Consider the following 15,369-nt stretch of genomic DNA (forward strand, 5'->3'; position numbering starts at 1 on the left):
CTTTAGGCACCTCTGATTATCCGAATTTTTCTATTTATCTCTTCACTTTTTAGATGGAACAATTGATCAATAAAGCTTACTTGAAAACTGCCCGGCAATTGTTGTTCACTAGCTGCATTTTCCGCTGCTACACCATAATAACTGATCGCATCTGTCATTGCTTGTAATACATCATCAGTTACTGCCAGAAACGCTGCCAATACGGAGGATAATAAACATCCAGTTCCTGTTACTTTCGTTAAAAGTGGATGGCCGTTCGAGAGAATGACTTTTTCTCGTTGATGAATGAGAATATCTTGTGCTCCTGTAATCGCAAGAGAGACTCCCAATTTCTGATAGGCTTGTTCTGCCAAAATCTCCATATCTACATCACCTGCACCATCTACACCCCGAACAGTTGCAGAGAGACCAGCCAGACTCGCTATTTCTCCAGCATTACCACGAATACAGGTTACCTCTACCTGTTCCAGAATTCGCTGAGCGGATTGCGTGCGGAACATCGTCGCTCCTGCCCCAACAGGGTCAAAAACGACAGGAGTTCCTGTTTTGTTGGCTGCTTTACCTGCCAATATCATCGCTTCAACCTGCACATCTGTTAAGGTTCCGATATTCAATACGAGCGCATTGGCTAGTGTAGCCATTTCTTCTACTTCTTCTTTAGCATTTGCCATGACTGGTGACGCACCAATCGCATATAGACCATTTGCTGTAAAATTCATAACTACCTGATTCGTAATATTGTGAATCAAGGGCTGGTGTTTTCTTACTTCTTCAATTAAATGACTCATTTATCGATAATCTCCTTCTGAGCAGGCAGCCCTTCTAAACGATATCCCCAATGGTTGGTTGGACCGTTCCCTTTCCCCAGTTCTAATGGGTACTGGATCGCTTTCGTAGTAAAGTCTTTTCCGATCTCTACTGCGTCTCTCACTGACTTCCCTTTGGCTAATTCTGCTGTAATAGCCGCAGAAAATGTACAGCCAGTTCCATGCGTATGCTTCGTGTCAAACCGATCAGACTGGAAGTGATAGAGTTCCTCTCCATCATATAACACATCAATCGCTTCTCCAGAAAGGTGTCCACCTTTGACAATGGCCGCTTGTGCACCTAATTTATTGACAATTACTTTTGCTGCTTTTTCTGCTTCTTCGTTTGTTTGGATAGCAAACCCGACTAGTATCTCCGCTTCCGGCACATTTGGTGTAACGACTGTTGCAAGCGGAATTAATGTTTCACGAATTACTTCTCTTGATGTTTCATCCATCAACGAATGGCCACTTTTTGCTACCATCACCGGATCAATCACGTATGGAATTGTGGAATTCTTTAATTTTTTTGCGATTAATTCCATCATTTCCACTGTCGCAATCATACCTGTTTTTATTGCTTGCGGCGGAATATCGGTAAGAACAGCGTCGAGTTGTTTTTCAATAAAATCAACAGTTAAATGCTGAACATCCTGAACGCCTTCAGTATTTTGTGCCACAACGGAAGTGATGACACTCATGCCATATACTTCTCTTTCCTGAAATACTTTTAAATCTGCCTGAATGCCAGCTCCACCTGTAGGATCTGTACCTGCAATCGTAAGTGCTGAAGCTATTTTATGCATAAGAAGATTCCGTTCCTTTCAAAGAGAAAGGCCATTCTTCCACCTGATAGGCCATTTCCCAGAATAAATATTCGAGCTGACAGCTTTTCATAAAGGCAAGTTTTGCTTTTTGTTTCTCTGTCTCGCCAGCTTCTTCTGCCCACTTATCTAATCGTTTGCGCAGTTCTGTTGTAACAGATGCCGTTTCATCTTGGGCATAGAACGAAATCCAATCATAAAACGGATGATTTTCTTGTGGTTTGTATTTCTTCATTAAATAGTGACCAATCTCTAAATAAGTCCAAGGGCATGGCAATAATGCCGCTATTAGTTCTCCAATGCTCCCTTGAAGCGCAACTGTTTTCATGTGTGTCACATAGTGATCTGCTGTTGGTGGTAATGGATAGCCTTGTAATTCATCATACGAAACACCTGCTACTTCGCACAAATTGTTATGAGGATGAATCTCACTGTGAAGGACAAAACCGATTTGCTCATAAAAGTAGTTCATCTCGTCCCGTACATCACTTTTTGATATAGCTAAACCATAAATATTGATAAACGCATTCAAATATTCAAAATCTGCTTTCACATAATGAATTATCGCTTCTTTCTTTAAATTTCCTTTCCCTAACCCTGTCACAAATGGGTGTTGAAAAATTCCTTCAAACACATCGTCGGCGGCCACACGTAATTCTTCACTAAATGTCATTTTCTATTCCTCCATCATATTTATTTTCATAACAAAAAGCCGCTCAGCTAAGCGGAGCGGCTCATTTTTGAATAAATAAATATCAAAAAGTCAGGCGTATGGACGTACACCTTCCGACTCCACTTTCCTACGCTGGTACTAACCAGTTCAGGTTCAAAGGGATCAAGAACATCATTCTTATCTCAGCTGCTACCTGCAGCACCCCTAGCGGAATTTCATTATGAAGTTAATTCCACTAAAACATGGAAAACTATCTTTGTCAAGCAACATGTGGTAATGCTCTACGTAAACTTGATGAGAAAAAATTGCTTGTGCCTGGTTTTAGAGAAGATGATTTAGTTTGTTTATTGAGGAAATTGAAATTTGGCTTCATTCCACATGCATATACAACTTCCTTTAATATGGATTATGTAAAGTGAGACTGTTTGACATTGTGGTAATTTTGATAGCTTTCATCTGCTTAGCAAAGCTTCGGAAATATGCCCCGCAGGACGCGAAGTGGTTGGCTGGAGCGACATTTCAGCATATAAAACCTTTCAAAATTATCACTAAGCTAGTAAGCTCCTAGTTAACATAATCCGTATTATAAGAACCCATACTTGAGCATGACTACTATTGGAATTCACCTTTATGAATGTACTTATATGCTTTTTTCTCATGAAAAAAGTTCCGGTCATTCTTCGATGACCGGAACCTGTTATACTAGTTTATAATCCCAAATGAATCGATTGGCCAGATTCGCATTTTCACATCACCAATTACGGCATCTTCATCAATAAAGCCGAATTGACGACTGTCTTTACTTACTCTGCGATTATCACCCAAAACAAATAATTTCCCTTCAGGTACTGTCTCACTACCTGTTAGCTCTTTAAGGGTGAAATCATATGTCAGCTGACCACCTTCCGAGAGAACGGATTTATACTCATCCAGATATGTTTCCTCATAAAACTCTCCATTAATGTAAAGCTTGTCATCTTTCATTTCAATCTGGTCACCTGCAAAACCAATCACTCGTTTGACATAATTATCTTCAGAGTCAGGAGCTTTAAAAGCAATTTCATCGAAACGCTCAATATCGCTCACTTTACTCAGAATAATTCTGTCTCCATCATGTAAATTCGGCATCATTGACTCACCTTTTACAACAGATGGTGTAATAAGGAAATGCCGACATACAAGCACGATTACTAGAGCGACTAATAATGCCTTCAGCCAGGAAAGCACTTCTTTTACAATTTTGTTTTCCATGGAGAAACCTTCTTTCATTTGTTAACTCTTTTCCTGTGGGTGATTGTATGATATTCTGTTTAAATGCAAACTATCGTAAACGCTAACGATATCATTTTAGCATGTTTTGTATATTATAGCATAGAAACAAGGTGAGAAAGTGCAAACTTTTAACAAAAAACATTATACACTTCTCTTTATTGCCGGTATTATTCTTCTAGCCTTTAACTTACGTCCTGCAATAACCTCAGTTGGACCTATCATAGGTATTATCCGTGAAGATTTATCGATCAGTAATTGGAGTGCAGGATTTTTAACAAGTCTTCCTTTAATTGCATTTGCAATCATTTCGCCAATAGCTCCACGCATTGCCAATAGAACGAGTAATGAGAAAGCATTATTATACGGGTTATTCATCCTGTTAGGTGGTATTCTCGTCCGCTCCACTTCTTCTATCCTATTTTTATTCACAGGAACTATACTGATAGGAGTCGGCATTGCAATCATAAATGTTATTTTGCCAAGTCTTATTAAAAGTAACTTTCCTGAAAAAATTGGTTTAATGACTGGAGTCTATACAACATCCATGTCAGTTGTGGCTGCCACAGCTTCGGGATTAAGTGTACCTTTAACGACTTCATTAGATTTAGGATGGAAATGGTCTTTAGCTAGTTGGAGTATTTTAGCTGTGCTTGGAATTGTCACTTGGATATTCGCGATGAATAAGGCACCTGTTGAGCAGGAGCGAGAATTATACCAACCGAGCACTACGAAACTAATGCGCTCTCCTGTGGCCTGGCAAGTTACCCTTTTTATGGGGTCTCAATCTTTCCTATTTTATGTCACGATCTCGTGGTTAGCTGAAATCCTGATCGCACACGGCTTTGCTAGCTCCAGCGCAGGGTGGTATGTCGCATACATGCAATTCGTCAGTTTACCTGCTACGTTTTTCACTCCAGTTATTGCAGGAAAACTTTCCGATCAGAAACCCGTTGTAGCTGTTTTTGGCGTCATTGGTATGATTGGCTATTTCATGCTGTATTTGGAGCCTGGACATTTAGGAACGTTCATTGCCATTACCTTAATCGGTATTATGCTAGGTGCAAGCATCAGTCTAGCTCTTGCATTACTCGGTTTACGTTCCACGAACGCAAGACAAGCTGCTGAGTTATCAGGTATGGCACAATCTTTTGGCTATACTTTAGCTTCTATCGGACCGATCCTTATCGGATTGCTATTCGACATGACTAACAGCTGGAAACCGTCTATTCTAACCATATTAGTGATGACGGTTGCCTTAATTATATTTGGCTTAGGCGCAAGCAGGAATAAATTTGTATTGGATGCATAAAATGTATTACCAGAAACATTTCCTTTCATTTTCATGATTGAGGGTGTATAATATCGGGTATACATGTAAGGGAGATGATTTCATGCAAAAATACATCACCCTCATTTTATTAGGTTTTATTATAAGTCATTTCACTATTTTTGATCAGCAACCTAATGTTCCAGCTAAGATCAACATCGAAGTAAATGAACATTTACAAACTTACAATAATATTGATGAAAATGATGGGTTATCTAGTAAACTACTACCAAATCCTATCGTCATTATACTCGCCATATTAAACACTGTATGTATTTTGCCAATCGTTTATCTGGTTGTTAAGCGAAAATTATTTTTACATGCAGTGTTTTTCCAATCTAGTTATCTGATCCCACATCGTTAATTTTCTTATCTACTAAGAGCAGATAAAGGAGGGAGAACGATGTGGTTCAGAATTCTAATGATTAGTTTATTCTCTTTCTCAGCAATCAGTGTATGGCTTTACCAAGGAATTGAAATATTCCATGCATTTGCTGATTATTTCAGACAGAAATAACTACTAAAAAAACACCCTCCTGACTGCAATGGTCAGGAGGGTGTTTTTTATTATAGTCTGTCGATATAGCTGCCATTGAAAAATAGTCCCACTTCCGCAATAGTATCAAAGCAGAAAAAGATAAAATAATAGCTGGTTTTTGTTATATCTTTATTAAATAGTTCTTTAAAAGCCTGAATAAAAAACTGTTCAAACTTAAACCAGCTTAATACCCAAGCTGTAACCAGAAAACTCATGATTGCCATCTTATTAAGCGACCTCCTCAAAGGTGAGCATCTCCACTCATTATGATGATTTTACCACTTAATAAGAATCTTTAACTTTTATTTTCTATCAGCCTTATTTCAAGATAATATCTTTTTGATATTCAAATAAGAAGAACTGATCACAAACCTGTATAAAGTGCCCATAATACGGATTATGTAAAGCAGACTAATTCGATATGGTAATTTTGACAGTTAGTATGTCCGTAGCAAAGCTCTGGAAATATGCTCCGCGTCCTGTGGGGCAATGCTTCAGCTAGGCTACTACTTGAACTGCTTCATTGCTGTCTTGTGCCGAGGAAGCCTGCTTCGAAGCAATACTTGCAGACACAGGCACAGACTAAGTGGATCTACAGCTCGTGCTGATCCAACGGGAGTCTCCGCATATTCCCTCCCTTTAAGAAAGTTTCACAACGTAAGAAACAGCTAAAAGCAGCAGCGCTATCATTATGTATTTGAGAATGTAAGCAACTATTATAGATAGTCACATGTGGATACCAATCATATGCTACTTCATGCATTAGTTGTACAGTCTATATTTTAGCGTAGGCCAACCACGTAGACTCCGGCGGGACGTGCAGGTGCTGAAGATCCACTTTGTGAAATGGTCTTCTTCACAAAGTTAGCTTCAGCCGTGCCCCGTAGGACGCGGAGTGGTTGTCCGGAGCGGTATCCTAGCACATGAAACGTTTCAAAATTACCACATAGCTCGTTTACATAATCCGTATTATAAGAACCATTATTTTTTACTTTATTGCTTTAGTTGCTTGTACACTACTTTCCCTGCGCATAAAAAAGGAGCTCATCCTAAGTAATGGGCTCCTTTTTATCGGCTTTATTAAACTGCTTTCGTGTTCAATTCAACATCAATGTTACCGCGTGTTGCTTTGGAATAAGGGCAAAAGTCGTGAGCTTGTTTTGCTAATTCTTCTGCTTCTTCTTGAGAAACACCTTTAATTTCTACGTTTAATACGACACTTATTTTAAAACCACCATCTGCTTCATCCTTATTCAGACTAACTTCTGCAGTAATGGAAGAATCAATGTCTTTTTTTTGCTTGGATGCCATTAGGTTTAAGGCACCATCGTAGCATGCAGAATACCCTGCTGCAAATAGTTGTTCTGGATTAGAGCCCTTACCGTCTCCACCACCAGCTGGATTTACTAAATTTAAATCGATTAAACCGTCATCGGATTTCACATGACCATCACGGCCACCTGTTGCTGTTGCTTTGGATGTAAATAATTTGTTACTCACTCTAACCACTCCTTTAAATTGTTTAGAACGATTACTGTGTTCTATATTCAATATTCTATCAATACTATTCCTTTTCCATCAATTATTAAACATTTAAAACAAAATCAAATTACTTTACACACAAAAAGATTATTGCGATAGTTAAAGAGAAATTCGAAATCAAGGAGGTCCTATCATGCAAAATTTCACCTTTTACAATCCAACGAAATTGTATTTTGGTAAAGGACAGTTAGACAAACTACAGGAAGAATTGAAACAATATGGTACAAACATTCTCCTTGTTTATGGTGGCGGAAGTATTAAGCGAAACGGTTTATATGATCAAGTCACTACAATACTAGAAAAAGAAAACAAACAAGTATTTGAATTAAGCGGCGTAGAACCAAACCCTCGCGTTACTACTGCCCGTAGAGGAATAGAGATTTGCAAAACAAAAAATATTGATTTCATCCTGGCTGTTGGTGGTGGCAGTACGATTGACTGCACGAAAGCAATCGCTGTCGGCGCTAAATCCGAGGATGACATTTGGGAGATTGTCACGAAGAAAGCAAATGCTACTGGAGCACTTCCATTCGGGACGGTGCTAACACTTGCAGCAACTGGTTCTGAAATGAATCCTGGCTCTGTTATTACCAATTGGGAAACAAATGAGAAGCATGGCTGGGGCAGCCCATATTCCTTCCCTGCCTTCTCTATTTTAGATCCAGACTTCACCAAAACAGTGCCAAAGGATCAGACCGTCTATGGTATGGTCGATATTATGTCCCATGCATTGGAGCATTATTTCCATCACGAAGAAAACACCTTGCTGCAGGATCGTATGGTGGAAGGTATTCTGCAAACAATCGTAGAAACAGCTCCTAAACTATTAGAAGATCTCGAGAACGAAACACACCGTGCAACTGTACTTTACAATGGTACAATGGCGTTAAATGGCATGGTAAACATGGGATACCAAGGTGACTGGGCAACGCATAACCTTGAACATGCAGTATCTGCCGTACATGATATCCCACACGGTGGCGGACTTGCTATTCTGTTCCCTAACTGGATGGAATATGTCATTGATGAAAATATGGAACGCTTTAAGCAATTCGCGATTCGCGTATTTCATGTAGATCCTAATGGCAAGTCAGATAAAGAGATAAGTATAGAAGGCATTTCCAGACTGAGAGAATTCTGGAACAGCATTGATGCACCTTCTCGTTTAGCTGACTATGATATCGGCGAAGACAGCATCGAAGATATGGCAGATAAAACTGTGATCGCCAAACCTGAATTCGGTAATTTCAAAAAACTAACACGCGATGATGCTATCGCCATCTACAAAGCTTCCTTATAAGTAAAAAAGTGGCCAGCGAATTCGCTGGTCACTTTTCTTTGTCTTCTTCATCCTCATTTTGCTCTTGTTCCTGCTCTTTTACTTCATCTGGTAATGGATCAATTGTCTGCTTGTAGCCGTACCCTTTATTTAAAGTCAAAATCGACAGTGCTAGTACACCAATTACGATCACGATACATACTATAATGACTACCCACATGGGAAAAATCCTTTCCTTTCTTGATTTACTACACCCATTATAACACATAGTTACGTAAGCGTTCTCCTAAAAATATCTGTACCAACAGGACAGATGCACTCTTTTTCTATTTTGTCGAACGCTTTTATCACGATTACATAAACTAAACATGTGGATAGTTTTATTAAACCATTAAATATGAAGGAGTTTTGATTATGAATAATACCAATACGACTGTTGTGAAACGTCAGAAAAAAGGTCGCAAGAAAAAATCATGTGGCTGCAGCAGCTTCAAAAAGAAAAATACATCAGATAGTTCTAAATAAAATACGAAATCATTACTTCAATAATAGATGCTACGCCAGCTATTGCTAATATAATGATTATCGGTATAAAGATCGTTGAGAAATGGTGAAAGCCTATAAACAAGAAGATCGCTGACCAAATGCCGGTACACCAATGACATCTTAAAAGCTCTCCAATCCACCTTCTAATGCCGTTTCCTTTAAACATAACAGTCTCTTCAACCGTTCCATCTGACAGCCATTTCTCTTCGACTTCAAAAAATGGTGCACGAATAAAGCCTGTGATTTTGTCATATACAATCAACCTTGTTAAACGAAATGATGCAAGCGATAATAAAACAAATGATAACCATGTAATCATACAGGCACCTACCTCATCTACATATAGTTAATACCATCCTATTAATAAAATCTTGTTTTCATGCAATAAAGAAAAATTTGGCTTATCGACAAGTACTGGCGAAAGCCTTCATTTTCTTATACTTTGTTCCTAAATTTTTTACCACGTCGAATTACGACTCTGATAAAATTTTATACATTCCCAACATAAGAAAAAACCAAGCAAATGTGCCTGGCTCAAATTCGATGTTGAAGAAATTTACTGTATAACGAAGCGAGCACCTGTTGAAAGAGCATTCCCACTACAACAGGAACAGCCACCGCTCCCGGGAAGTATTGAACAGCTATTACTGCACCTGCACTAATGTTGCGCATACCGCTGCTAAAAGTTAAGGAAATAACATCCTCTCCTTTTCGTTTACACCACTTCGCAAGCAACCAGGCTAAATAGTAGCCACTCGCCGCTACCAAAAACATAACAATTGCTATTTTTAGCAGTTTAAAATCAAAATCAGTTAAGTATTCCGCTACTTCTGAACTGTTGATCATAATCACAAATGCTAACGCCATTTTGGAAAACGGTGCTAAGCGAGGACTCCACTTCTCGTGAACACGACCATGCGAAACTTCATGCAATATCATCCCTAATAATGAAGGAATAACAATCATAATAAATAGTCCTTGCATCATTCCCCATACTTCCAGATCGACAGACGTTCCAATAAATACTGACAACGATAACGGAACGATGAAAGGTGATAATATCGTATCAATTAGAATAATGGACAGGGTTAATGCAACATTGCCTTTGTTCATCGATACCCAAATAAAACTGGTGATACCTGTTGGGATAATCATCGCTAAAACGAAACCAATAACCGTTAATGGATCGTCAAAGGTTAGATGTCCAATTAGCAGCGCCCATAACGGCATGAATAGATGAAGCGTAACAAGTGCAATTACTACGGATAGGGGATGAGCGACGACACGATACACTGCTACGAAATTCAGACCGAGACTCCCCGCAAAAGTCATAAAAGCAAAAATCCAAATCACCCATCCATCCAGTTTCAGAAAAAAGTCAGCGAACCAAACACCTAGAATAACGCTTGCTGGTGCGATGAAAGGCATGATCCGTTGTAAGAGTTGATTTAATTGGTTTAACATTGCTGTCTGCTCCTAAGCTGTTATAATTTCTTTAATCGTGGGCGTGTTTCCGACCAGTCCACTTCCACATTCATTCCAAAGAAAGCCGATAATTTCTCCGTGCTGATCATGTTTTTAGTTGTTCCCTGGTCAAACACTTCCCCCTTTTTTAATAATAAGGTCTTCGTAAAAGTCGGAAGAATCTCTTCCACGTGATGTGTGACATAAATGATTGATGGTGCAAGCTCCCCTTTACTTATCGTCTCGATTGAGGCTAGCAATTGTTCTCTTGCAATAAAATCCAGTCCATTAGTAGGCTCGTCCAAAATTAAAAGCTTGGGGTTATTCATCAATGCACGGCCGATCAACACCCGTTGCTGCTCTCCTTGTGATAACGTACGGTAAGCACGATTGGCATAGGAAAAGCAATCCAGTTCTTTTAACAATTGCTGGGCTCTTGTCCGCATCTCATCGGTTGGCGTTTCGTAGAGACCAATTGAAGCAAAAGCGCCACTTAACACAATCTGGTATGCACTATCTGACCCATAGATTCGTTGTTTTAATGTCGAAGATACAATCCCGATTTGCTGTCTTAGTTTTTCCCCAAGTATATCTTTCCCAAACTGTCTGCCAATTACTTTCACACTGCCTTCAGTAGGGAAGTAATAGGAACATAACATATGTAAAAGCGCTGTTTTACCAGCACCATTCAGACCTAATAATGCCCAGTGCTCGCCTTTTTTCATCTTCCAGTTCACATGCTTTAATATCCAGTTCCCCTCTTTTTTTAAGCCAACATCCCGCAGATCTAATACCATCTTCCACTCACTCCTTCTTTCCCTTTAGCATACAGTATACACTCCAGCCCTTTAAATTTCCTGCAATGAAATTTTTTCAAAAAAATTCATACTTATCTATTGAAAATGATTCTCATTATCGATATAATGTATGTAATCACATCCAGTGATGAAACATTCCCTTTACACATATCTTTTGTTACCCCCAATCAACAAAAGTTTTTAAGGATGTTTCCCAATCCATTGAGAGAAGCCGTATTAGGCTATCTCTCTTTTTTTAATATTTTCTTAATTAAAATAATTTTAAATAAATATTGATTTTTATAAAACTTGTATTATAATAAAAGATGTACTACTAATAACAAAGGAGAGGTGCTTTACATGAGCCAAGATAAAAGATATTTAACAACAGCTTCTGGCGCACCGGTTGGCGATAATCAAAATTCTATTACAGCCGGACACAGAGGACCGACTTTAATTCAAGACGTACATTTACTAGAAAAACTAGCTCACTTTAACCGTGAAAGAGTACCTGAACGCGTCGTACACGCTAAAGGTGCAGGCGCACATGGCTATTTCGAAGTAACTAATGACGTTTCAAAATATACAAAAGCAGACTTCTTATCTGAAGTTGGTAAGAAAACACCAATGTTTATTCGTTTTTCAACAGTTGCAGGAGAATTAGGTTCTGCAGATACTGTACGTGATCCACGTGGATTTGCAGTTAAATTCTATACAGAAGAAGGAAACTATGACTTAGTTGGTAACAACACGCCTGTTTTCTTTATTCGTGATGCAATTAAATTCCCAGACTTTATTCACACACAAAAACGTAACCCTCAAACACACTTGAAAGATCCGAATGCGACTTGGGATTTCTGGTCTCTATCTCCAGAATCATTACACCAAATCACCATCTTACACTCTGATCGTGGTATTCCAGCTACATTACGTCACCAAAATGGGTACGGAAGCCATACTTTCAAATGGGTAAATAAAGATGGCGAAGCATTCTATATTAAGTATCACTTCAAGACTGATCAAGGTATTAAAAACCTGGATCCAAAAGTTGCAGATGAAATCGCAGGTACAAACCCTGATTATCATATTGAAGATCTATTTAATGCAATCGCAGAAGGAGACTACCCTTCTTGGACGTTAAAAGTACAAATCATGCCTGAAGCAGATGCTAATAACTATCGTTACGATCCATTCGATGTAACAAAAGTTTGGCCGCATGAAGATTATCCATTAATCAAAGTAGGAAAAATGGTATTAGATCGTAATCCAGAAAACTATTTCGCAGAAGTTGAGCAAGCTGCCTTCTCTCCTGCACACTTTGTGCCTGGAATTGAAGCATCACCAGATAAAATGCTTCAAGGCCGTCTGTTCTCTTATTCTGATGCACACCGTTATCGTATTGGAGCAAACCATGAAACACTACCAATCAACCGTCCAAAAGCGCCTGTAAATAACTATCAGCGTGATGGCTTCATGAGCCATGATGGAAATGGTGGAGGCGCGCCAAACTATGAGCCTAACAGCTTTAGTGACGCACCAAAAGAAACACCAGAAAACAAAATCCATCCATTTGAAGTATCTGGTTTTGCAGACAGTGCTCCTTATGACTCTGATGATCACTACTCTCAACCACGTGCCTTATTCCGTGATATCATGGATGATGGCGAACGTGATCGCTTAATGGAGGCTTTCGCTGGCCATTTAAGTGGCGTAACTCGTGAAGGAATTGTTGATCGACAATTAGAAAACTTCTATAAAGTAGATCCTGAATTAGCAGAAGGTGTCGCTGCTAAATTAGGCGTAGAAGTACCAGCTCACGTAAAAGAACAATAATAGCTAACCAAAAAGGTCCCGTGTAATGACAGGGACCTTTTTTATTAGCCTACTCTACCTAATAGTGCTGATAACCAGAGATTTGTAAATCTTATAAAATAATTTCATTTAAAAAATAAGTGCTACAAAACAATTCGTACCAGAGCTTTAAAAAAACTGACGCTAATATGACGCAATACTTTTTAGTAATAATCTCAGCAACCAACCTCATACACTATTTGATGTGTGCTATTCACGTTTAAATAACAGGTATTACATATAGGGATAGAATTTTTCGAAAATTCCCAATATCTTATGTTTCAACTTTTTGGATAACGGGTATCTTAAAATTGTTAATGTGGCAATCAAATTTTGCTTATGTGTGAGAATACATGACAATTTTGGAGGATTTATAAAGTTATTCTAAATGAATACCGCTCAGCATAACTCAGGCAGATTTATACAGTTTAATCACTCTATAAGCGGTTTGCGAATAAGTCCTGTAACCGATATTATATATAATGTACTATTTGCGCAATTGAAGTTGCCCGATAAGAAAGGAGCAAATTGTGATTAATACCGAAAACAATCAGTCTCCATCTGATCATGTTATCTTTCAGAAACCCACGAAAGAAGATGGAGCAGCCATGTGGAATTTAGTTACAAATTCAACTTTAGACACAAATTCTTCTTATAAATACATCTTAATGAGTGAGTATTTTAGTGACACTTGTGTCGTCGCAAAACAAAATAACCAAGTGGTTGGTTTTATTACCGCATTTATCCCTCCAAAAAAACCAGATGCTGTCTTTGTCTGGCAAGTTGGTGTGGATGCTTCACAGCGTGGAAAAGGGATAGCATCAAAAATGCTAAACTATTTAGTCAAAAGCGATGCCTGTCAAAACGTTCAGTTTGTCGAAGCAACCATTACACCAGACAACAAAGCATCACAATCTTTATTCCAGAAATTAGCTCGTGATTTTAATACCGAAATAACTTCAAGCGAGTTTTTCACAAAGGATATTTTTCCTGGTGATGAACACGAAGAAGAATTGAAATTTATTATCGGTCCTATCCGTAAATAATTTTTTGCAAAATTTCGAATGATAAAAAAATGATCAAAGTATTAATGTAATTCGAAATATAAAACAATTTTAGGAGGAACTTAAAAGATGAGTAAAAATCTTGATATTATCAATCATCATGAATCAGTAGTCCGCAGTTATATCCGTAACTTCCCAACCGTATTTACAAAGGCGAAGAAGCACAAAATGTGGGACGAGAATGGCAAGGAATACTTGGATTTCTTCTCTGGAGCAGGTGCACTTAACTATGGACATAACGATGATCATATGAAAAAGAAATTAATCGAATATATTACAAGTGACGGCATTACACACTCACTTGATATGGCTTCTACAGCAAAAGCCGACTTTTTACAAAAATTCGATGACGTAATTTTACAACCACGTAATCTTGATTACAAAGTCATGTTCCCTGGACCAACGGGAACAAATACTGTAGAAAGTGCGCTGAAACTGGCTCGTAAAGTAACAGGTCGCACGGATATTATCAGCTTCACTGGTGGGTTCCACGGTATGACAATTGGTTCTCTATCTGTTACAGGTAACTCCATGAAGCGTCAAGGTGCAGGTATTCCACTGCAAAACACGGTAACAATGGCTTACGATAACTATGTAGATCACGATACACTTGTGTACCTTGAAAGATTTCTTGAAGACAACGGTAGTGGTGTTGCTATTCCTGCTGCTATGATCGTAGAAACCGTACAAGGTGAGGGCGGTATCAACGCTGCTCGTTTTGAATGGTTGAAACAAGTAGAAGAAATCTGCCGTCGCTGGGGCATTCTTCTTATCATTGATGATGTGCAAGCTGGTATCGGTCGTACAGGTACTTTCTTCAGCTTTGAAGCTGCTGGCATTAAACCAGATATTGTATGTCTATCAAAATCATTAAGTGGTTACGGACTACCACTTGCTGTTACCTTAATCAAACCAGAATTAGATATCTGGAAACCTGGTGAGCATAATGGTACTTTCCGTGGTAACAACCATGCCTTTGTTACAGCAACAGCTGCATTGGATTATTGGAAAGATGACAACTTCGAAAAAGAAATTCATGAAAAATCCGAACTAATCTACAGCTTCCTTGAAAAAATTGTTGCGAATTATCCAGAACTTAAAGGGGAAGTACGTGGACGTGGATTCATGGTAGGAATTGCTTCAGAGGTAGAAGGACTTTCCGAAAAAGTTACAGCACGTTGCTTCGAAAAAGGATTAATTATGGAAACAGCTGGACCGAACGACGAAGTATTTAAATTGTTCCCAGCACTTAATATTCCTAAAGAAGACCTGCAAAAAGGGTTAGACATTATTGAAGAAAGTGTTAAAGGATTAGTGAAAGATCCAGTTACTAACTAATAGTAATGGGATTCATATAAAGAAAAACTTATCTGAAATTTAATTGTC

Annotated in this window: 16 protein-coding genes and 1 riboswitch; of the genes, 6 read left to right on the forward strand and 10 right to left on the reverse strand. The window is 38.6% G+C overall.

Annotation, left to right across the window (positions count from 1 at the left end; all coding sequences use genetic code 11):
* Positions 1 to 2: 2 nt before the first annotated feature.
* The 4 genes from thiM to lepB form a co-directional block, all read right to left on the reverse strand.
* The gene (thiM, locus tag MUN88_RS03385; protein ID WP_244720852.1) at positions 3 to 788 is read right to left on the reverse strand and encodes a hydroxyethylthiazole kinase; all 786 of its coding nucleotides are present in this window, start codon (positions 786 to 788) and stop codon (positions 3 to 5) included.
* The gene (thiD, locus tag MUN88_RS03390; protein ID WP_244720855.1) at positions 785 to 1,612 is read right to left on the reverse strand and encodes a bifunctional hydroxymethylpyrimidine kinase/phosphomethylpyrimidine kinase; all 828 of its coding nucleotides are present in this window, start codon (positions 1,610 to 1,612) and stop codon (positions 785 to 787) included. The genes thiM and thiD overlap by 4 nt, the downstream gene beginning before the upstream one ends.
* Complete coding sequence (tenA, locus tag MUN88_RS03395) at positions 1,605 to 2,303, reverse strand: thiaminase II (RefSeq protein ID WP_244720857.1); 699 nt, start codon at positions 2,301 to 2,303, stop codon at positions 1,605 to 1,607. Before tenA ends, thiD begins: the two co-directional genes overlap by 8 nt.
* 107 nt (positions 2,304 to 2,410) lie before the next feature.
* A riboswitch (TPP riboswitch) is annotated at positions 2,411 to 2,519 on the reverse strand.
* Between the two features lie 486 nt (positions 2,520 to 3,005).
* A complete protein-coding gene (gene lepB / locus MUN88_RS03400; protein WP_244720859.1) occupies positions 3,006 to 3,554 on the reverse strand; it encodes a signal peptidase I in 549 nt (182 codons plus the stop codon).
* A 139-nt stretch (positions 3,555 to 3,693) separates the two neighbouring features.
* Between lepB and MUN88_RS03405 the strand changes: the two genes are divergently transcribed.
* Both MUN88_RS03405 and MUN88_RS03410 read left to right on the forward strand, forming a co-directional pair.
* On the forward strand, positions 3,694 to 4,884 hold the full coding sequence (locus MUN88_RS03405; RefSeq protein WP_244720861.1) for a CynX/NimT family MFS transporter: 1,191 nt from the start codon (positions 3,694 to 3,696) through the stop codon (positions 4,882 to 4,884).
* A gap of 82 nt (positions 4,885 to 4,966) precedes the next feature.
* A complete protein-coding gene (locus MUN88_RS03410) occupies positions 4,967 to 5,266 on the forward strand; it encodes a hypothetical protein (protein ID WP_244720864.1) in 300 nt (99 codons plus the stop codon).
* Between the two features lie 203 nt (positions 5,267 to 5,469).
* On the opposite strand, the gene MUN88_RS03415 is transcribed toward MUN88_RS03410, so the two are convergent.
* Together MUN88_RS03415 and MUN88_RS03420 are read right to left on the reverse strand one after the other, a co-directional pair.
* Positions 5,470 to 5,664 (reverse strand): hypothetical protein, encoded by a 195-nt coding sequence (locus MUN88_RS03415; protein WP_244720867.1) that lies wholly within the window; start codon positions 5,662 to 5,664, stop codon positions 5,470 to 5,472.
* An 856-nt stretch (positions 5,665 to 6,520) separates the two neighbouring features.
* Positions 6,521 to 6,940, reverse strand: coding sequence for an organic hydroperoxide resistance protein (locus tag MUN88_RS03420; protein WP_244720868.1), 420 nt, complete (start codon positions 6,938 to 6,940; stop codon positions 6,521 to 6,523).
* A gap of 175 nt (positions 6,941 to 7,115) precedes the next feature.
* On the opposite strand from MUN88_RS03420, the gene MUN88_RS03425 reads away from it, so the two are divergent.
* A complete protein-coding gene (locus tag MUN88_RS03425; RefSeq protein WP_244720869.1) occupies positions 7,116 to 8,282 on the forward strand; it encodes an iron-containing alcohol dehydrogenase in 1,167 nt (388 codons plus the stop codon).
* Between the two features lie 28 nt (positions 8,283 to 8,310).
* Here MUN88_RS03425 and ytzI read toward each other — a convergent pair whose 3' ends face one another.
* The 4 genes from ytzI to MUN88_RS03445 all read right to left on the reverse strand — a co-directional run bounded on the left by ytzI (position 8,311) and on the right by MUN88_RS03445 (position 11,068).
* Entirely contained in the window at positions 8,311 to 8,481 is a 171-nt protein-coding gene (gene ytzI / locus MUN88_RS03430) for a YtzI protein (RefSeq protein WP_244720870.1), read from the reverse strand.
* A 297-nt stretch (positions 8,482 to 8,778) separates the two neighbouring features.
* Positions 8,779 to 9,126, reverse strand: coding sequence for a DUF1360 domain-containing protein (locus tag MUN88_RS03435; protein ID WP_244720871.1), 348 nt, complete (start codon positions 9,124 to 9,126; stop codon positions 8,779 to 8,781).
* A 215-nt stretch (positions 9,127 to 9,341) separates the two neighbouring features.
* Complete coding sequence (locus MUN88_RS03440) at positions 9,342 to 10,271, reverse strand: bile acid:sodium symporter family protein (RefSeq protein ID WP_244720872.1); 930 nt, start codon at positions 10,269 to 10,271, stop codon at positions 9,342 to 9,344.
* A 20-nt stretch (positions 10,272 to 10,291) separates the two neighbouring features.
* Positions 10,292 to 11,068, reverse strand: a complete 777-nt coding sequence (locus MUN88_RS03445) for an ABC transporter ATP-binding protein (RefSeq protein ID WP_244720873.1) — start codon at positions 11,066 to 11,068, stop codon at positions 10,292 to 10,294.
* Positions 11,069 to 11,428: 360 nt separating this feature from the next.
* Between MUN88_RS03445 and MUN88_RS03450 the strand changes: the two genes are divergently transcribed.
* From MUN88_RS03450 to ectB, 3 genes are all read left to right on the forward strand, one after another.
* Positions 11,429 to 12,901 (forward strand): catalase, encoded by a 1,473-nt coding sequence (locus MUN88_RS03450; RefSeq protein ID WP_244720875.1) that lies wholly within the window; start codon positions 11,429 to 11,431, stop codon positions 12,899 to 12,901.
* A 626-nt stretch (positions 12,902 to 13,527) separates the two neighbouring features.
* Positions 13,528 to 13,965, forward strand: a complete 438-nt coding sequence (gene ectA, locus MUN88_RS03455; RefSeq protein ID WP_244724310.1) for a diaminobutyrate acetyltransferase — start codon at positions 13,528 to 13,530, stop codon at positions 13,963 to 13,965.
* A gap of 87 nt (positions 13,966 to 14,052) precedes the next feature.
* On the forward strand, positions 14,053 to 15,321 hold the full coding sequence (gene ectB, locus MUN88_RS03460; protein ID WP_244720877.1) for a diaminobutyrate--2-oxoglutarate transaminase: 1,269 nt from the start codon (positions 14,053 to 14,055) through the stop codon (positions 15,319 to 15,321).
* Positions 15,322 to 15,369: the final 48 nt, after the last annotated feature.

The sequence above is a fragment of the Gracilibacillus caseinilyticus genome (assembly GCF_022919115.1).
Classification (GTDB): Bacteria; Bacillota; Bacilli; order Bacillales; family Amphibacillaceae; genus Gracilibacillus; species Gracilibacillus caseinilyticus.